The following is an 18,610-nucleotide window of genomic DNA, read 5'->3' on the forward strand; positions in this document are numbered from 1 at the left end:
TTGCCGGGCCAGCCCGGCGACGTCGCGTGGTAGCCATGCTGGCCAAAAGCTCGATTCATAGTCCATGGATGAAGATGACGGGACTGGCATTCGTAGGCGCGGTCATAACTGCCTCCTGAGTTGTTGAAAGTGGCCGACTGCAAGCGCTTTGCACGGCGCACGTGGCGATGTCGCCTAACTGGTCCGAGACCCGAAAGAATGGCGGATCTCCGGAATGTTCGGAGAGATGCCGCACGGTCGCGTACGACCACCTCGGCGATGAAGGCGCCCCAAACGGAATAGCTCGGGCTGCCTGTGCGTTGGGGGTTCGCGTGACTACGCAACCGGAAATGAGCCCGACGGACTGGATCCGCGAACAGACAGAGCGCATCTTGGCGCAAGGCACCACGGACGGCGTCGAGGTCCTCGATCGCCCGGTCGTCCTCTTCACGACCACCGGCGCGCAGTCCGGCAAGGCGCGATACGTACCGCTCATGCGGGTGGAAGAAGACGGCAAATACGCGATGGTGGCGTCCAAGGGCGGCGACCCCAAACATCCGAGCTGGTACTTCAACGTCCGGGCGAATCCCGCGGTGACCGTGCAGGACGGCGACAAGATCACGAAGGGAACCGCGCGCGAGATCGAAGGCGCCGAGCGCGAACACTGGTGGAAGCTGGCGGTGGCCGCTTACCCGCCGTATGCCGAGTACCAGGCCAAAACCGCGCGCCAGATTCCCCTCTTCGTCGTCGAGTAATCCGCGCGACGGCCGATCGAGAAGCGTCAGGGGAGCCGGCTCTCGCCGGACCCTGGCGTCATTGGTTACTGCAAGCACGACTCCCGATGCATAACGAAGGCACGTGCTAGACGGTGGAGCACCCCAAATAGCCTAGGCACGCAGCTATCTGAGTGCCCCCGGCTCGTGGGGTTCTCAGTTGATCTGGAGACTTCGCGGAACTTGTTGCCTGCGGTCGTGGCCCATTGCGCAGCGTCGCTTATAGACGCCGACATTATCGGCGGCCACCGACAAGAGAGGGACGGACACCCTTTTCCGGGTTGACCCGGAAAAGGGGCGACGGCCTCGGGGCAACGCTAGCGTCTTAACAAAGGGGATGAACCCCGGAGGGCCGCCTTGCAGGATAGCGTCGGGGTCATCCCTCACCGACGCCTCCCACTGCGCTGGGAATTTCCCTCGGCCAACACGTTTAAACGCGACCCGCCCCCTGACCTCGGCGTTAATTGCAACGGTGACCTAATCCTTCGAGGCCGGTGCATCGAGGGTGTAAAACTGAGATTTGCTTCCGGATTTTAGGAAGCCGCAGCTCAAAGGAATATTCCAGCCCGAGGGGTATCCGATGGCAAGTGATGATGGCGGTTCTCCAGGACCACCTATGCAACCTGCAAGTGGAAGTGATGGCGATGACGGCCGCAGCGTGGGCGATGGGGGTCCCCAGCGGATCGGGTGGTTTCGCTACTTCTTCGACGAGGATCGCTGGGAATGGTCGCCCGAAGTGGAGCGGCTACACGGGTACGAGCCCGGTACGGTCAACCCAACCACCGAGCTAGTGTTGTCCCACAAACATCCCGACGACTTCCGCCAGGTTGCTGACACTATCGACATGATCCGCCGGCGGCGACAGGCGTTCCGCAGCAGACACCGCATCCGCGACGCGCACGGAAATGTTCACTTCGTGGCCGTTCTGGGCGATGAGCTTCGTAACGAGTCCGGGGAGGTAGTCGGCACTTACGGGTTCTACGTCGACCTCACCGCGGAAGAACGAGTGCACCAAAGTCAGATGACAACGGAACTCCTACGGATAGCGGAGCGGCGCTCAGCCATCGAGCAGGCGAAGGGCATGCTGATGATGGTTTACAACATTGACGAGGGCGCGGCTTTCAACCTGCTGAGGTGGCGATCGCAAGAGGCAAACATCAAGCTGGTCCGCCTGGCGGAGCAATTGGTCGCCGATTTTCGCCAGGCGAACCACAGCGGCGACTTATCTCGCGCGCGTTATGACCAACTTTTTATGACAGCTCATGAACGCGCTCGATAGGACTCACTCGGTCGGTCCTCGCGCGCGAAAGAGATTCGGCCTCGCCGTAGGAGAGCGAGCGGGACCGACCACAGATCAGGCGACGGGCAGCCTATGACTTGTGGCGCTGCTTCGTATTGTCACGCGCCTTGATCCGCCGCCGGCTTTTCTTGCGCACCTCCGACGGGCCGTAGTGTGAGACGAACGGCAGCCAACTTCCGCGCCACGCTAGTGGTGAGCATGTCCTCCCACGACACGCCCTGCAGTCGGCTGCAGCGTTCCTCGACGGTGCCATCGATCAGTTGCGTCCCGTCGACGGACACGGTCACCGGGTCGTCATCCCGGCATAGCGGATCTCGGGCATCTTCCGAACCGGGCGAGCGAAGCACCGCAACTGTTCGGGCTTGCCGACGTCAGCCCATTCCGTGACTTCGGTGGCGCCGAGGGGCCACGGGACGGGTGCCGCGGTTGTGGTGGTCATGCGGGCTCCTTAATCGTTTGGAGCCACCCGAAAACGCCCTTGTTGTGCGTATCTTGCGCGGGTACAGGTCAGATGGTGCCCCCGGCAGGATTCGAACCTGCGGCCTTCTGCTCCGGAGGCAGACGCTCTATCCCCTGAGCTACGGGGGCGCATTGAGATGGAACTGCGCCAATTGGGCCCCGACAGCGTAACGCATCCGGACCACGGAAACGGATTCGGGCACTGACCACCTCAGACCATAGGATGGACCCTCGTGACCCCTGCCGACCTTGCCGAACTGCTCAAGGCCACCGCCGCCGCGGTGCTGGCCGAGCACGGCCTTGACACCTCAGCACTGCCGGCAACCGTCACGGTCGAGCGCCCGCGCAATCCCGAGCACGGCGACTACGCCACCAATCTTGCCCTTCAGCTGGGCAAAAAGGTCGGCGCGAACCCTCGTGAGCTGGCCGGATGGCTGGCGATGGCGTTGGCCGCGCAAGACGGCATCGCCGCCGCCGACGTGGCCGGTCCCGGCTTCGTCAACCTGCGCCTGGACGCCTCCGCCCAGAACGTGATCGTGGCGAACGTGATCGACGCCGGCGCCACCTACGGCCACTCCGACGCCCTCGCCGGCGAGCACATCAACCTCGAGTTCGTTTCCGCCAACCCGACCGGGCCCATTCACATCGGCGGCACCCGCTGGGCCGCGGTCGGCGACGCGCTCGGACGCCTGCTGTCGACGCAGGGCGCCCGGGTGGTACGGGAGTACTACTTCAACGACCACGGCGCGCAGATCGACCGGTTCTCCAACTCGCTGGTCGCCGCCGCCAAGGGGGAGCCCACCCCCGACGACGGCTACGCGGGCGACTACATCAAGGAGATCGCCGCGCAGGTGCTCGCCAAGGAACCGGACGCGCTGAGCCTGCCCGACGACGAGATGCGCGAGACGTTCCGCGCCATCGGCGTCGACCTGATGTTCGACCACATCAAGCAGTCGCTGCACGACTTCGGCACCGACTTCGACGTCTACACCCACGAAGATTCGATGCACACCTCCGGTCGCGTCGAGCAGGCTATCGCCAAGCTGCGGGAAGCCGGCAGCATCTACGAGAAGGACGGCGCAGTCTGGCTGCGCACCACCGGCTTCGGCGACGACAAAGACCGCGTGGTGATCAAGAGCGACGGCAACCCCGCTTACGTGGCCGCCGACATCGCCTACTACCTCGACAAGCGTGAGCGTGGCTTCGACCTGTGCATCTACATGCTCGGCGCCGACCACCACGGCTATATCGCCCGCCTCAAGGCCGTCGCCGCCTCCCTCGGTGAGGACCCGGCGACCGTCGAGGTGCTGATCGGGCAGATGGTCAACCTGGTTCGCGACGGCCAACCGGTCCGGATGAGCAAACGCGCAGGCACCGTGATCACCCTCGACGATCTCGTCGACGCCATCGGTGTCGACGCCGCGCGGTACTCACTGATCCGGTCCTCGGTGGACAGCCCCATCGACATCGATCTCGCGCTGTGGTCGTCGGCATCCAACGAAAACCCGGTCTACTACGTGCAATACGCGCATGCGCGGCTGTCCGCGCTGGCCCGCAACGCCGCCGAACTGGGCCTGAGCCCCAACGTCGCGCACCTCGACCTCCTCACGCACGACAAGGAGGGCACCCTGATCCGCAACCTCGGCGAGTTCCCACGCGTGCTGAAAACCGCTGCGGCCCTTCGGGAACCGCACCGCGTCTCGCGCTACCTCGAGGATCTCGCGGGGGATTACCACCGGTTCTACGATTCCTGCCGGGTGCTGCCGCAGGGCGACGAGGAACCCAACGACCTGCACGCCGCCCGGCTCGCGCTGTGTCAGGCCACCCGCCAGGTCATCGCGAACGGCCTTGGCATCCTGGGCGTCTCTGCACCGGAGCGCATGTGATCGCTCATCCCGCTGGTCCCCGGCACGCCGAGGAAATCCATCACGCCGGCGCTCCGCCCCGGCCGCAGTGGGCTGCCGACGTGCTCGAGCTGGCCCCGAATGTATGGCCGCACAATGCCGTTCGCGGCGACGACGGCGTGGTGTCGATCGCGGGCGTTCCGGTCAGCGATATCGCCGCTGAATTCGGCACCCCCGTCTTCGTGATCGACGAGGACGACTTCCGCTCACGGTGCCGGGACATCGCCGCTGCGTTCGGTGGCGGCGACAACGTGCGTTACGCCGCCAAGGCGTTCTTGTGCACGGAGGTGGCCCACTGGGTCGAAGAGGAGGGGCTGTCCCTCGACGTGGCCAGCGGCGGCGAATTGGCGGTCGCCCTGCACGCCGACTTCCCGCCCGAGCGAATCGCGCTGCACGGCAACAACAAATCCATCGACGAGCTGACCACCGCCGTGAAGGCAGGCATCGGTCACGTCGTCGTCGACTCGATGATCGAGATCGACCGCCTCGACGAGATCGCCGGTGCGGCGCGCGTCGTGCAGGACGTGCTCGTGCGGGTCACCGTCGGCGTCGAAGCCCATACCCACGAGTTCATCTCCACCGCCCACGAGGATCAGAAGTTCGGACTGTCGCTGGCCAGCGGTGCGGCGATGGAAGCCGTGCGGCGCGTGTTCGCGACCGACAACCTGCGCCTGGTCGGCCTGCACAGCCACATCGGCTCGCAGATCTTCGACGTCGACGGCTTCGAGCTGGCCGCCCATCGGGTGATCGGCCTGCTACGCGACATCGTCGCCGAATTCGGTGTCGAAAAGACCCGCCAACTCGAAACCGTCGACCTGGGTGGGGGCCTCGGCATTTCCTATCTGCCGCAAGACGATCCGCCACCGGTGCAGGACCTCGCGGCCAAACTCGGCGCAATCGTTCGCAACGAATCCGCCGCCGTCGGCCTGCCCGCGCCCCGACTCGTCGTCGAACCGGGCCGCGCCATCGCGGGCCCCGGCACCATCACGCTGTACCAGGTCGGCACGGTCAAGGACGTCGCCGTCAGCCCGACTGCACACCGCCGCTACGTCAGCGTCGACGGCGGCATGAGCGACAACATCCGCACGTCGCTGTACGGTGCCGAGTACGACGTCCGCTTGCTGTCTCGCACCACCGAGATGCCCGCCATGCTGTCACGGGTCGTCGGCAAGCACTGCGAGAGCGGCGACATCGTCGTGAAGGACACGTGGCTGCCCGACGACGTCGCACCCGGCGACCTGCTGGGGGTCGCCGCCACCGGCGCCTACTGCTATTCCATGTCGAGCCGCTACAACCTGATCGGGCGCCCTGCCGTGGTGGCCGTGCGCGACGGGCAAGCCCGCCTGATTCTGCGCCGGGAGACGGTCGACGATCTGCTCAGTCTGGAGGTAACGAAATGAGTGAAAAGCCCGTCGGGGTAGCCGTATTAGGACTCGGCAACGTCGGCAGCGAAGTGGTGCGCATCATCAACGAAAGCGCCAGCGACCTGGCGGCCCGCATCGGGGCACCGCTGGAGTTGCGCGGTATCGGGGTGCGCCGGGTGGCCGACGACCGCGGCGTGCCGGTGGACCTGCTCACCGACAACATCGAGGAACTGGTGTCCCGCGACGACGTCGACGTCGTCGTGGAACTGATGGGCCCCGTCGAACCCGCCCGCAAGGCCATCCTCAGCGCCCTGGAGCAGAAGAAGTCCGTCGTCACCGCCAACAAAGCGCTGATGGCGGTCTCCACAGGCGAATTGGCGCAGGCCGCCGAGCACGCGCACGTCGACCTCTACTTCGAGGCCGCGGTCGCCGGGGCGATCCCCGTCATCCGGCCGCTGACACAATCGCTGGCTGGCGATACAGTGTTGCGCGTCGCGGGCATCGTCAACGGCACCACCAACTACATCCTGTCCGAAATGGACAGCACCGGAGCGGATTACGACAGTGCGCTGGCCGCCGCCCGCGCACTGGGCTACGCCGAGGCCGACCCGACCGCCGACGTCGAGGGATACGACGCCGCCGCCAAGGCCGCGATCCTCGCCTCGATCGCCTTCCACACGCGGGTGACCGCCGACGACGTCTATCGCGAGGGCATCACCAAGGTGACTGCCGCCGATTTCGCGTCGGCACGAGCCCTGGGCTGCACCATCAAGCTGCTGGCCATCTGCGAGCGGCTCACGAACGATGAAGGACAGCAACGTGTGTCGGCCCGCGTCTACCCCGCGCTGGTGCCGCTTGACCACCCGTTGGCCGCGGTCAATGGCGCATTCAACGCGGTCGTGGTGGAAGCCGAAGCTGCGGGCAGGCTGATGTTCTACGGCCAGGGCGCAGGCGGCGCACCGACCGCCTCCGCGGTGATGGGTGACGTCGTGATGGCCGCCCGCAACCGCGTGCAGGGGGGTCGCGGGCCGCGTGAGTCCAAGTACGCGAAGCTGCCGATCTCGCCCATCGGGTTCATCCCGACCCGCTACTACGTGAACATGAACGTCGCCGACCGGCCCGGCGTGTTGTCCGCTGTCGCAGCCGAATTCGGCAAGCGGGAGGTCAGCATCGCCGAAGTTCGTCAGGAAGGCATGGTCGACGAGGGCGGTCAGCGCTGTGGCGCCCGCATCGTCGTCGTCACCCATCAGGCCACCGACGCCGCACTGTCGGAAACCGTTGCGGCGCTCGCCGATCTCGACGTGGTGCAGAGCGTCAACAGCGTGCTGCGCATGGAAGGAACCACCGAATGACCGCCCCCGGGACTGCGGTACACCAGCCCTGGCCGGGGCTGATCGCCGCCTACCGCGACCGATTGCCGGTCGAGGACCACTGGACCGCGATCACGCTGCTCGAAGGCGGCACCCCGTTGGTGCCTGCGCCGCGATTGTCCGAATACACGGGCTGCGCAGTGCATCTGAAGGTCGAGGGGCTCAACCCGACGGGCTCGTTCAAGGACCGCGGCATGACCATGGCCGTCACCGAGGCGGTGGCCCGTGGCCAGAAGGCGGTGCTGTGCGCGTCGACCGGTAACACCTCAGCATCGGCCGCCGCGTATGCGGCGCGGGCTGGCATCACCTGCGCGGTGCTGATCCCGCAGGGCAAGATCGCGATGGGCAAGCTCGCCCAAGCGGTCATGCACGGCGCGAAGATCATCCAGATCGACGGCAACTTCGACGACTGCCTCGAACTCGCGCGCAAGCTGACCGCCGACTACCCGACGGTGTCACTGGTCAACTCCGTCAACCCATTCCGCATCGAAGGGCAGAAGACCGCGGCGTTCGAGATCGTCGACGCTTTGGGCACCGCACCTGACGTGCATTCGCTGCCGGTCGGCAACGCGGGCAACATCACCGCGTACTGGAAGGGCTACCAGGAGTATCACCGCGACGGCGTATCGGATCGTCTGCCGCGCATGCTGGGCACACAGGCCGCGGGCGCCGCACCGCTGGTGTTGGGGGAACCGGTGAGCAACCCCGAGACGATCGCCACCGCGATCCGGATCGGATCGCCTGCGTCGTGGGCCACCGCCGTCGAGGCGCAGCAGCAGTCCAACGGCCGTTTCCTCGCCGCCACCGACGAGGAGATCCTCGCGGCCTACCACCTGGTGGCCCGCACCGAGGGTGTCTTCGTCGAGCCTGCGTCAGCGGCCAGCATCGCCGGACTGCTCAAGTCGATCGAGGACGGCTTCGTCGCCAAGGGGTCCACGGTGGTGTGCACCGTCACCGGCAACGGTTTGAAGGACCCGGACACCGCGCTCAAGGGCATGCCGAGCGTCACGCCGGTGCCTGTCGACCCAACCGCCGTCGTCGAGAAGCTGGGTTTGGTCTGACGCGTGAACAGGTTGCCGGCCGGGTTGACGGCCACCGCCGTCGTCGCGGCGTCGAGCGCCAACCTCGGCCCGGGCTTCGACAGCCTCGGCTTGGCGCTGAGCCTGTATGACGAAATCGTCGTCGAGACAACCGAATTTGGCCTGACGATCGAGGTGGACGGCGAGGGCGCCGGGCAGGTTCCGTTGGATTCGACGCACTTGGTGGTCCGAGCCATCGAACACGGCCTCCAGGCGGCAGGCGTGGCGGCTGGCGGGCTGAAGGTGTACTGCCGCAATGAAATTCCCCACTCTCGCGGACTCGGCTCGTCGGCCGCAGCCGTCGTCGGGGGTCTGGCTGTCGTCAACGGCCTTGTGACACAGGTGGGTTCGTCGCCGCTTTCCGAGACTGAGCTTATCCAGCTGTCGTCGGAGTTCGAGGGCCACCCCGACAACGCGTCGGCCGCGGTCCTCGGCGGCGCGGTGGTGTCGTGGACCGAGCATGAGGGCGTGCTGCCCAGATATTCGGCGGCGCCGCTGCGCCTGCACCCCGACATCCACCTGTTTCCGGCGATTCCGCAGGTGCGCTCGTCGACCGCGGAGACCCGGGTGCTGCTTCCCGATCACGTCAGCCACACCGACGCGCGCTTCAACCTCAGTCGGGCTGCCCTGCTCGTACTCGCGCTGACCGAGCGGCCAGATCTGTTGATGGAGGCAACCGAGGACGTGCTGCATCAGCCGCAACGAGCGGCCGCGATGCCCGCCACGGCGGAATACCTGCGGATTCTCCGGCGTTGTGATGTTCCGGCGGTGCTATCCGGGGCTGGTCCTGCGGTTATTGCACTGAGTCCCCACCCAGAGTTGCCTGCAGAGGCCTTGGAATGCGGCGCCGCCAACGGGTTCACCGTCAGCAAGATGACCGTGGGCGAGGGGGTTCGATGGACTTCCGGTGTGGCCGTCCGGAGCTAACGTCGCGGATCACACGAGTCACACCGGAATCAGCGTGTTTCTTGCTTCCAGCTCCGATGCGGGTTATTCTCGCTGCTGTCCAGCAATCGCAGCGTCTCTGCTCGCGCCGACACTAGGACGACCACTTCCCCTTTAGGTGTTCAATCTTGTGGACTGACGGTTCGCCGTATACCGGCGAATCCCGGCGATCACCGTTGCAGAGGCAATGGTGGGACCTCCGCATTCAGCGCCTCAGCTGAGTGCCCGGACCCCCGCGTCCGCTGACGAGCGGGGGATCAGAAAGGAAATCCGTGACTGAAACGGACCTCATCACGGCTGGTGGCAGCGCCGAAAACACCGGGCTGCCGGAAACCCAAACCGTGACTTCAGACATTTCATCCACCCCGGAGGATTCGGGGTCGGACAAGACGAACGGCACATCGACGGCAGAGGCCGCATCGCGCAACCGTGGTGCCTCGCTGTCGAGCATGGTGCTGCCCGAACTGCGCGCACTGGCCAGGCAGATCGGCGTCGAGGGCGCCTCTGGCATGCGCAAGAGCGAGCTTGTCGCCGCCATCCGGGCACGCCGCGCCGACTCGAATGGCCGGTCGGCGGAGGCCGAAGCCAAGGCTCCAGCCGAGGTCAAGGCCCCGGCTGAGGCCGCGCCCGAACAGCCCGCCACCGAACAGGCTGCCGAGGAGCAGGCCCCGCGGCGGCGTGAGCGGCGCGGGGCTTCCCGCGGTGCCGGTGCGCCCGCCGCGGACGAGAAGGACGACAACAAGCAGGAGTCCGATCAGCAGCAGGACAAGCCCGACGCCGAAGGCGAGCGGGCCCAGAAGCAGGACACCAAGCCCGACAAGTCCGACAAATCCGACAAGTCCGACGGCGAACAACAAGGCGATCAGGGCGGCCAGAACCGCGGCGGCAACGCCGAGGACGACGGCGAGGGCCGAGGCGGCCGTCGCGGCCGTCGGTTCCGCGACCGCAGGCGCCGCGAGCGTGGCGGTGAAGGTGGTGGCGGTGGCGACCGCGACACCGAACTGCGCGAGGACGACGTCGTTCAGCCCGTCGCGGGCATCCTCGACGTGCTCGACAACTACGCGTTCGTCCGGACGTCCGGCTACCTGGCCGGCCCGAACGACGTCTACGTGTCCATGAACATGGTGCGCAAGAATGGCCTGCGCCGCGGCGACGCGGTGACCGGCGCGGTGCGCGTGCCCAAAGAAGGTGAAGGCGGCGGTCAGAACCCGCGGCAGAAGTTCAACCCGCTCGTCCGGCTCGATACCGTCAACGGCAAGCCCGTCGAGGAAGCCAAGAAGCGGCCCGATTTCACCAAGCTCACACCGCTGTACCCCAACGAGCGGCTGCGGCTGGAGACCACCACCGAGAAGCTGACCACCCGCGTGATCGACCTGATCATGCCGGTCGGCAAGGGACAGCGTGCGCTGATCGTGTCACCGCCGAAGGCTGGTAAGACGACCATCCTTCAGGACATCGCGAACGCGATCACGAAGAACAACCCGGAATGCCACCTGATGGTGGTGCTCGTCGACGAGCGTCCGGAAGAGGTCACCGACATGCAACGCTCGGTCAAGGGTGAGGTCATCGCCTCGACCTTCGACCGCCCGCCGTCAGACCACACCCAGGCCGCCGAACTCGCGATCGAGCGGGCCAAGCGGCTGGTGGAGCAGGGCAAGGATGTCGTCGTGCTGCTCGACTCGATCACCCGCCTCGGCCGCGCGTACAACAACGCGTCGCCGGCGTCGGGCCGGATCCTGTCCGGTGGTGTCGACTCGACCGCGCTGTACCCGCCGAAGCGGTTCCTCGGCGCCGCCCGCAACATCGAAGAGGGTGGCTCGCTGACCATCATCGCCACCGCGATGGTGGAGACCGGTTCCACCGGCGACACGGTGATCTTCGAGGAGTTCAAGGGCACCGGTAACGCCGAGCTCAAGCTGGACCGCAAGATCTCCGAGCGCCGCGTGTTCCCGGCCGTCGACGTCAACCCCTCCGGCACCCGTAAGGACGAGCTGCTGCTGTCCCCGGATGAGTTCGCGATCGTGCACAAGCTGCGTCGCGTGCTGAGTGGTCTCGACCCGCATCAGGCCATCGATTTGCTGATGAGCCAGCTGCGCAAGACCAAGAACAACTATGAGTTCCTGGTGCAGGTCTCCAAGACCGCACCGGGCTCGATGGACGCCGACTAACCAGCGATTTGGGTGCGTCAAGGAGCGCTGGGCGCGCCGAAACGCACGCAAATCACGCTTGCAGGCCGGGCATGACGTAGCGGCGCACATACGCCGCCACTGCCTCGGCGTCACCGGGGTCCAGCGTGTTGCCGGGCACGGTCGACAGCGAAAGAACTACGCGCGCAACCCATTCCGAGGCGTCGACGATGTCAGTGTCGGGATGGATTTCGCCGCGCTCGCGCGCTGCGACCAGATAGCGCGACCAGAAATCGGCCAGATCGGGGACCAGACCCTGCACGCCGGCGCCGGCGCACGCGGCGAACTCCTCGGGCTCGTCCATCCGCAGCTTCATCAACAAGGCGCCAGGATCGTCGTAGGCGCCGCGGGCCCGGGCGATGCCGAGTCCCATCTGCCGGTCCAAGCCTTCGACCTGCTCGAGCACCGCGTGCGCTTCGGACCAGTAGGCGTCGTTCAGGCGAACCAGCGCCGCGCCCAGCAGCGTCACCTTGTCGGGGAAATGGCGATACAACCAGCCCCGCGACACCCCGGCTACTTCGGCCACTTCAGACACGGTCGTGGACCGAATGCCCTTGGCGCGCAGACACACTTCCGCGGCGTCGATCAGCCGATCGCGGACGCTTTTGGTGGCGGTAGGGCTCGTCACCTCCGCATTGTGCCACGTCGGAATATCGGGTCCCCGGCACGCGTTTAGGCTGCTGACGGTCGAACTGGCATAATGGACCGTCGACCCCTCGGTTCCGGTTCACGCCGAATACCTCCACTTCCGGAGGGGCGACCCGGGCCCACGATTGAAGAGGAAACCATGAAAACGGGTATTCACCCTGACTACGTCGAGACCACGGTGCACTGTGGCTGCGGCAACACCTTCACCACCCGCAGCACCAAGAAGAGCGGCCAGATTAACGTCGAGGTCTGCTCGCAGTGCCATCCCTTCTACACCGGCAAGCAGAAGATCCTCGACAGCGGCGGCCGCGTGGCCCGCTTCGAGAAGCGCTACGGCAAGCGAGCCGGGGCGAGCGCAGCGAACAAAGCCGGCGACAAGGCCGCTTCGGCCGACAAATAGCTGCCTGACCGACGCCCGATCTGACGCGTATGCGCAGGCCGGGCGTCGGTTTGCGTTTGGCGGAGGGTATTCGGGAAGTCGGGAAGGAGGCAGTCATGACGGACACGGCACCGCGGATCGAGGCGCTGCTGGCCGAGCATGCCGCCCTGGAGAAGCAACTCTCCGATCCTGATCTGCACGCCGACCCGGCCGCGGCCCGCAAAGTGGGTCGCCGCTTCGCGCAGGTATCGCCGATCGTCGCGACGTATCGCAAGCTGGAGGCCGCGCGCGGCGACCTGGAAGCGGCGAGAGAACTCGCGGCCGACGACGATTCGTTCGCCGCAGAAATCCCCGAACTGGAAGCCGCGGTCGAGGAACTCGACACGCATCTGACCGATCTGCTGGCGCCGCGTGACCCGCACGACGCCGACGACATCGTGCTCGAGGTGAAGTCGGGGGAGGGCGGCGAGGAGTCGGCGCTGTTCGCCGCCGACCTTGCCCGCATGTACATCCGCTACGCCGAACGGCACGGCTGGACCGTCACCGTGCTCGACGAGACCACGTCGGATCTCGGCGGCTATAAGGACGCGACGCTGTCGATCCGAAGCAAGGGCGATTCCGCCGACGGCGTCTGGTCCCGGCTGAAATTCGAAGGTGGCGTGCACCGCGTGCAGCGTGTCCCGGTCACCGAGTCGCAGGGCCGCGTGCACACCTCGGCGGCGGGCGTGCTCGTCTATCCCGAACCCGAAGAGGTCGAGGAAGTCCAGATCGACGAGTCCGATCTGCGCATCGACGTCTACCGTTCGTCGGGCAAGGGTGGTCAGGGCGTGAACACCACCGACTCCGCGGTGCGCATCACCCACCTGCCTACCGGCATCGTCGTCACCTGCCAGAACGAACGTTCCCAGCTGCAGAACAAGGCTCGCGCGCTGCAGGTGCTCGCCGCGCGTCTGCAGGCCCTCGCCGAAGAGCAGGCGCAGGCCGACGCGTCGGCCGACCGGGCCAGCCAGATTCGCACCGTCGACCGCAGCGAGCGCATCCGCACCTACAACTTCCCGGAGAACCGGATCGCCGATCACCGGATCAACTTCAAGGCACACAATCTCGATCAGGTGCTCGACGGCGACCTCGACGCGTTGTTCGACGCCTTGGCCGCGGCCGACAAGCAATCCAGGCTGCAGCAGGCATGACCCGGCACGGCCGGGTGTCGGTATGGGCCGACATGCGCCAGGTTATTGACGCCGCCGAGGCGACGCTGACAGAGGCGGGGATCGGGTCGCCGCGCGCGGACGCCGAACTGCTGGCCGCACACGTCGCAGGCACCGACCGCGGTCGGCTGGCGTTCACCGACGCCGGGCCCGACTTTCAGCAGCGCTACGAGAGCCTCGTCGTCCAGCGCGCCAAGCGGATCCCGCTGCAACACCTCACCGGCACCGCGGCGTTCGGTACCGTCACCGTGCACGTCGGGCCCGGCGTCTTCATCCCGCGGCCGGAGACTGAGTCGCTGCTGGAATGGGCTGCGGCGCAACCGCTTCCGGCCCAGCCGATCATCGTCGATTTGTGCACGGGCTCCGGTGCGTTGGCGTTGGCGCTTGCGCAGCGCTGGCCCGACGCCCGCGTCATCGCCGTCGACGACTCCGAAGACGCGCTGCGCTACGCCCGACGCAATACCGCCGACACCGCCGTCGAACTGATCAGGGCCGACGTCACTGCCCCCGGATTGCTGACAGAACTCGACGGCCGGGTGGACCTGCTGGTCGCCAACCCGCCCTACATCCCCGACGGCGCTGCGCTGGAACCCGAAGTGGCCGAACACGACCCGACGCACGCGCTGTTCGGCGGGCCCGACGGGATGGCGGTCATCGACCGCATTGTCGAGCAAGCCGCCCGGCTGTTGCGTGTCGGTGGCCGGTGCGCCATCGAGCACGACGACACCACGTCGGCGCTCACCGTCGAAGCATTCGCCCGCACAGGCCGATTCGGGGACGTCACACCGCGATACGACCTGACCGGGCGGCCCCGATTCGTCTCCGCGACGCGTGAGAGGCTGACACCATGACGGAACAATTCGATTGCAGCGATCCGGTGCAGCGCGAGACGGGGATCGCATCGGCCGTCAGCGCCGTCAAGGGCGGCAGGCTCGTCGTGATGCCCACCGACACCGTCTACGGCATTGGCGCGGACGCCTTCGACAATGGCGCCGTTGGGGCACTGCTCGCGGCGAAGGGCCGCGGCCGCGATATGCCCGTCGGTGTGCTCGTGGGGTCATGGCACACGATCGACGGGCTGGTGTACTCGGTACCGCACAGCGCGCGCGAGTTGATCGAGGCGTTTTGGCCCGGCGCGCTGAGTCTGGTTGTGCGCCAAGCCCCGTCGCTGCAGTGGGACCTCGGTGACGCCTACGGCACCGTGATGCTGCGCATGCCGCTGCACCCGGTCGCCATCGAACTGCTGCGCGAGGTCGGGCCGATGGCCGTATCCAGCGCCAACGTCTCCGGTCGTCCGTCGGCCGTCACCGTCGACGAAGCGCGCAATCAACTCGGCGATCTCGTTGAGGTGTATCTCGACGGCGGGCCTGCCGAGCAACAGGCGGCGTCGACGATCGTCGACCTCACCGGCGCCCATCCGCGCGTACTGAGGGAAGGGCCTGTGACGCTGGACGCCATCGCCGAAGTGCTCGGCGTGCAACCCGAGTCGCTCACGGACTGATCTCAGCGTGCGGCAGTACGGTGCGACGGTGGTCTACGCGGCGGACAACTTGCTTGCCCTCAACGATCGAGGCGCGGGTGTGCCGCTACGTGAGCTCGCCCTCGTCGGATTGACCGCAGCGATCATCACCTACTTGGCCACCGGTTGGGTGCGGGTGCTGGCCAGGAAACTCGGCGCGGTGGCGTACCCACGCGAACGCGACGTCCACCTGCAGCCGATTCCGCGGATGGGCGGGCTCGCGATGTACATCGGAGTCGGATCGGCGGTGCTGCTGGCATCGCAGCTGCCCGCGCTGACCCGCGGCTTCGTCTACTCGTCGGGCATGCCCGCCGTCGTCGTCGCAGGCGGCCTGATCATGGCGATCGGCCTGATCGACGACCGCTGGGGCCTTGACGCGCTGACGAAGTTCGCCGGCCAGATCACCGCTGCCAGCGTGCTGGTCACGATGGGCGTGGCGTGGAGCGTGCTGTACATCCCGATCGGCGGCATCGGCACCATCGTGCTCGACCAGGTGTCGTCGATCCTGCTCACGCTGGCGCTGACGGTGGCGATCGTGAACGCGATGAACTTCGTCGACGGGCTCGACGGGCTGGCGGCCGGACTCGGGCTGATCACCGCATCGGCCATCTGTATCTTCTCGGTCGGACTGCTGCGCGATCACGGCGGCGACGTCCTGTTCTACCCGCCCGCGGTGATCTCGGTGGTCTTGGCCGGCGCATGCCTGGGCTTCCTGCCGCACAACTTCCACCCCGCGAAGATCTTCATGGGCGACTCCGGCTCGATGCTGATCGGTCTGATGCTCGCGGCCGCGTCCACGACCGCCGCGGGCCCGATCTCGCAGACCGCATACGGCGCCCGCGACGTGTTCGCTCTGCTGTCGCCGTTCTTGTTGGTGGTTGCGGTGATGTTCGTGCCTGCGCTGGACATGCTGCTCGCCGTGATCCGCCGGACACGGGCCGGGGTTCACTTCTCCACGCCCGACAAGATGCACCTGCACCACCGGTTGCTGCAGATCGGTCATTCGCATCGGCGGGTGGTGCTGCTGGTCTACCTCTGGGTCGGCATCATCGCGCTGGGCGCGGCGAGCACGATTTTCTTCGACCCGCGCTACACCGGAGCGGTCATGCTGGCCGCGATTCTGGTCGCGATCGTGGTGACTCTTATCCCGCTTCTTCGTCGCCGCGACGCCCCTGTCGGGGAAATGTACGACGAAAAGTAGTAGGCCCTCTTATCTGCCCTTAACCATGTGTTAGGGTTCGGTTAGAACCCGAAAAAACCTCGCGGGTTGCCGGCCTCCGGACCGACGGTTGACCGCCGTTCGGACCGGAACAACGACCGACAAAGGGAGCTGCCCCTTGGGTGATTCCAGCGAGCCCGTCGCCCTCCGATACGCTCGTGGCGCGACTCACAGGATCATCGGGACAGCAACTCGTGACCGCGGGATTGAGGTGAAGCAGTGACGACGCCAGCGCAAGACGCGCCGTTGGTGTTTCCGTCCGTTGCTTTCAGGCCGTTGCGCCTGTTCGCAGTCTGTGTCGTGCTGACCGGCCTCGCCACGCTGGCCGCCGGACTGCTCGGCCACGTGATGGTCGGTGTCTTTTTCGGCATCGGCCTCGGACTGGGTTTGCTCAACGCAGTGCTGGTGCAGCGGTCGGTGGAATCGATCACCGCCGAAGCGCACCCGCTCAAACGCAAGATGGCGCTGAACTCCGCCACCCGCCTGTTGGTGATGACGGTGATCGGGCTGACGATCGCATTCATCTTCCGGCCGCAGGGGCTTGGCGTCGTATTCGGTATGGCTCTCTTCCAGGTGGTGCTGGTCCTAGCGACCGCGTTGCCGGTGATGAAGAAGCTCAAGTCCGGTGCCGGTGACGACATCGAAGGGGCACAGCAATGACTGATTTGAATGTCGCCGACCAAGCGGCTCCGGTGACGTTCCACGCCGAAGGCGCGATCGAGGTCGGCCACCACACGGAGGCGCACTGGTTCGGCCTGACGGTCAACACCGACACCGTGCTGGCGACCGCGATCGCCGCGGTGATCGTGATCGGGTTGGCATTCTTCTTGCGCGCCAAGGTCACATCGACAGGCGTGCCGAGTGGTGTGCAGCTGTTCTGGGAAGCCATCACGGTTCAGACCCGCGACCAGATCGAGGGCGCGATCGGCATGAAGATCGCACCGTTCGTACTGCCTCTCGCGGTGACGCTGTTCGTGTTCATCCTGATCGCCAACTGGCTCTCGGTGTTCCCGGTGCAGTACACCGACTCCTCGGGCGCCATTCACGAGTTGATCAAGCCGCCGGCATCAGACATCAACTTCGTCCTGGCGCTGGCCCTGTTCGTGTTCATCTGCTACCACGCCGCAGGTATCTGGCGTCGCGGCATCATCGGCCACCCGGTGAAACTGCTCAAAGGCCACGTCACGCTGCTGGCGCCGATCAACCTGGTCGAAGAGCTGGCCAAGCCGATTTCGTTGTCGCTGCGACTCTTTGGCAACATCTTCGCCGGCGGCATCCTGGTCGCGCTGATCGCACTGTTCCCGCCGTACATCCTGTGGCTGCCCAACGCGATCTGGAAGAGCTTCGACTTGTTCGTCGGCGCGATCCAGGCGTTCATCTTCGCGCTGCTGACGATCTTGTACTTCAGCCAATCGATGGAGCTCGAAGAAGACCATCACTGAGGCCGACCCGAATATGCAGGACCCACAACCTGGTAGGACCACTGCCAGTTACCAAGGAGGATAAGGAATGGACCCCACAATCGCTGCCGGCGCCCTCATCGGTGGTGGACTGATCATGGCCGGCGGCGCAATCGGCGCCGGTATCGGTGACGGTATTGCGGGTAACGCGCTGATCGCGGGCATCGCCCGTCAGCCGGAGGCACAGGGCCGCCTGTTCACACCGTTCTTCATCACGGTCGGTCTGGTCGAGGCCGCCTACTTCATCAACCTGGCGTTCATGGCGCTGTTCGTGTTCGCCACCCCGGTTGGCTAATGCCGAACATGGCTGACCCGAACGTCGTCCTTCTGGCGGCTGAGGAAGGTGGGGGAGGTACCAGCAACTTCCTCATCCCCAACGGCACTTTCTTCTTCGTGCTGATCATCTTCTTGATCGTGCTCGGAGTGATCGGCAAGTGGGTTGTCCCGCCTGTCTCCAAGGTGCTGAATGAACGCGACGCGATGGTGAAGAAGACCGTCGAGGACAGCCGCAAGGCAGCAGACCAGTTCACCGCCGCCGACAAGGACTATCAGGCGGAAATGGCGAAGGCGCGTGGCGAGGCCTCCAAACTTCGTGACGAGGCGCGAGCCGAAGGACGAAAGGTCCTGGAGGACATGCGAAGCCGCGCCTCCGATGAGGTGTCGTCGACGCTGCAACAGGCCGACTCGGAGTTGAAGGATCAAGCCCTCTCCATCCAGGCGGACCTGCGGTCGTCGGTCGACACGTTGTCCACCACCCTGGCCAGCAGGGTGCTCGGCGTCGAAATCAACGCGGCCTCAGCGGCCTCGGGACGGTAAGG

Annotated in this window: 19 protein-coding genes and 1 tRNA gene; 17 read left to right on the plus strand and 3 right to left on the minus strand. The window is 66.0% G+C overall.

Features of this window, described 5'->3' with window-relative positions; genetic code table 11:
* The first annotated feature begins 329 nt into the window (after positions 1–329).
* Both A5724_RS00960 and A5724_RS00965 read left to right on the plus strand, forming a co-directional pair.
* Complete coding sequence (locus tag A5724_RS00960) at positions 330–734, plus strand: nitroreductase family deazaflavin-dependent oxidoreductase (protein ID WP_067794749.1); 405 nt, start codon at positions 330–332, stop codon at positions 732–734.
* A 598-nt stretch (positions 735–1,332) separates the two neighbouring features.
* Complete coding sequence (locus tag A5724_RS00965) at positions 1,333–2,031, plus strand: PAS and ANTAR domain-containing protein (protein WP_082964788.1); 699 nt, start codon at positions 1,333–1,335, stop codon at positions 2,029–2,031.
* A 304-nt stretch (positions 2,032–2,335) separates the two neighbouring features.
* On the opposite strand, the gene A5724_RS33515 is transcribed toward A5724_RS00965, so the two are convergent.
* Positions 2,336–2,491 (minus strand): hypothetical protein, encoded by a 156-nt coding sequence (locus tag A5724_RS33515; protein WP_156752072.1) that lies wholly within the window; start codon positions 2,489–2,491, stop codon positions 2,336–2,338.
* A gap of 73 nt (positions 2,492–2,564) precedes the next feature.
* Positions 2,565–2,640: transfer RNA gene (locus tag A5724_RS00975), tRNA-Arg, on the minus strand.
* 104 nt (positions 2,641–2,744) lie between these two features.
* Here A5724_RS00975 and argS point away from each other — a divergent pair.
* From argS to rho, 6 genes are all read left to right on the plus strand, one after another.
* Entirely contained in the window at positions 2,745–4,397 is a 1,653-nt protein-coding gene (argS, locus tag A5724_RS00980) for an arginine--tRNA ligase (protein WP_067794758.1), read from the plus strand.
* Positions 4,398–4,432: 35 nt separating this feature from the next.
* A complete protein-coding gene (lysA, locus tag A5724_RS00985; RefSeq protein WP_232004652.1) occupies positions 4,433–5,815 on the plus strand; it encodes a diaminopimelate decarboxylase in 1,383 nt (460 codons plus the stop codon).
* The gene (locus tag A5724_RS00990) at positions 5,812–7,131 is read left to right on the plus strand and encodes a homoserine dehydrogenase (RefSeq protein WP_067794764.1); all 1,320 of its coding nucleotides are present in this window, start codon (positions 5,812–5,814) and stop codon (positions 7,129–7,131) included. The genes lysA and A5724_RS00990 overlap by 4 nt, the downstream gene beginning before the upstream one ends.
* Positions 7,128–8,210 carry a threonine synthase gene (thrC, locus tag A5724_RS00995; protein ID WP_067794767.1) on the plus strand — a complete coding sequence of 361 codons (1,083 nt, stop codon included), beginning with the start codon at positions 7,128–7,130 and terminating at the stop codon, positions 8,208–8,210. Before A5724_RS00990 ends, thrC begins: the two co-directional genes overlap by 4 nt.
* Positions 8,211–8,213: 3 nt before the next feature.
* Positions 8,214–9,155 carry a homoserine kinase gene (thrB, locus tag A5724_RS01000; protein WP_067794770.1) on the plus strand — a complete coding sequence of 314 codons (942 nt, stop codon included), beginning with the start codon at positions 8,214–8,216 and terminating at the stop codon, positions 9,153–9,155.
* A 290-nt stretch (positions 9,156–9,445) separates the two neighbouring features.
* Entirely contained in the window at positions 9,446–11,341 is a 1,896-nt protein-coding gene (gene rho / locus A5724_RS01005) for a transcription termination factor Rho (RefSeq protein ID WP_067794774.1), read from the plus strand.
* A 52-nt stretch (positions 11,342–11,393) separates the two neighbouring features.
* Here rho and A5724_RS01010 read toward each other — a convergent pair whose 3' ends face one another.
* On the minus strand, positions 11,394–11,987 hold the full coding sequence (locus tag A5724_RS01010; RefSeq protein ID WP_067794776.1) for a TetR/AcrR family transcriptional regulator: 594 nt from the start codon (positions 11,985–11,987) through the stop codon (positions 11,394–11,396).
* 159 nt (positions 11,988–12,146) lie between these two features.
* On the opposite strand from A5724_RS01010, the gene rpmE reads away from it, so the two are divergent.
* The 9 genes from rpmE to A5724_RS01055 all read left to right on the plus strand — a co-directional run bounded on the left by rpmE (position 12,147) and on the right by A5724_RS01055 (position 18,608).
* Positions 12,147–12,407, plus strand: a complete 261-nt coding sequence (gene rpmE / locus A5724_RS01015; RefSeq protein ID WP_067794780.1) for a 50S ribosomal protein L31 — start codon at positions 12,147–12,149, stop codon at positions 12,405–12,407.
* A 95-nt stretch (positions 12,408–12,502) separates the two neighbouring features.
* Positions 12,503–13,576 carry a peptide chain release factor 1 gene (gene prfA, locus A5724_RS01020; protein ID WP_067794783.1) on the plus strand — a complete coding sequence of 358 codons (1,074 nt, stop codon included), beginning with the start codon at positions 12,503–12,505 and terminating at the stop codon, positions 13,574–13,576.
* Between the two features lie 32 nt (positions 13,577–13,608).
* Positions 13,609–14,445, plus strand: coding sequence for a peptide chain release factor N(5)-glutamine methyltransferase (gene prmC / locus A5724_RS01025; protein WP_067794833.1), 837 nt, complete (start codon positions 13,609–13,611; stop codon positions 14,443–14,445).
* Positions 14,442–15,095, plus strand: coding sequence for an L-threonylcarbamoyladenylate synthase (locus tag A5724_RS01030; protein WP_067794786.1), 654 nt, complete (start codon positions 14,442–14,444; stop codon positions 15,093–15,095). Before prmC ends, A5724_RS01030 begins: the two co-directional genes overlap by 4 nt.
* A gap of 7 nt (positions 15,096–15,102) precedes the next feature.
* On the plus strand, positions 15,103–16,314 hold the full coding sequence (locus tag A5724_RS01035; protein ID WP_067794788.1) for a glycosyltransferase family 4 protein: 1,212 nt from the start codon (positions 15,103–15,105) through the stop codon (positions 16,312–16,314).
* A 237-nt stretch (positions 16,315–16,551) separates the two neighbouring features.
* A complete protein-coding gene (locus A5724_RS01040; protein WP_067794791.1) occupies positions 16,552–16,992 on the plus strand; it encodes an ATP synthase subunit I in 441 nt (146 codons plus the stop codon).
* Positions 16,989–17,774 carry a F0F1 ATP synthase subunit A gene (atpB, locus tag A5724_RS01045; protein WP_067794794.1) on the plus strand — a complete coding sequence of 262 codons (786 nt, stop codon included), beginning with the start codon at positions 16,989–16,991 and terminating at the stop codon, positions 17,772–17,774. The genes A5724_RS01040 and atpB overlap by 4 nt, the downstream gene beginning before the upstream one ends.
* A gap of 67 nt (positions 17,775–17,841) precedes the next feature.
* The gene (locus A5724_RS01050; protein WP_024449289.1) at positions 17,842–18,087 is read left to right on the plus strand and encodes a F0F1 ATP synthase subunit C; all 246 of its coding nucleotides are present in this window, start codon (positions 17,842–17,844) and stop codon (positions 18,085–18,087) included.
* Positions 18,088–18,095: 8 nt separating this feature from the next.
* Entirely contained in the window at positions 18,096–18,608 is a 513-nt protein-coding gene (locus A5724_RS01055; protein WP_067794836.1) for a F0F1 ATP synthase subunit B, read from the plus strand.
* Positions 18,609–18,610 lie beyond the last annotated feature (2 nt).

Source organism: Mycobacterium sp. ACS1612, from assembly GCF_001667505.1.
In the GTDB taxonomy this organism is placed as follows: Bacteria; Actinomycetota; Actinomycetes; order Mycobacteriales; family Mycobacteriaceae; genus Mycobacterium.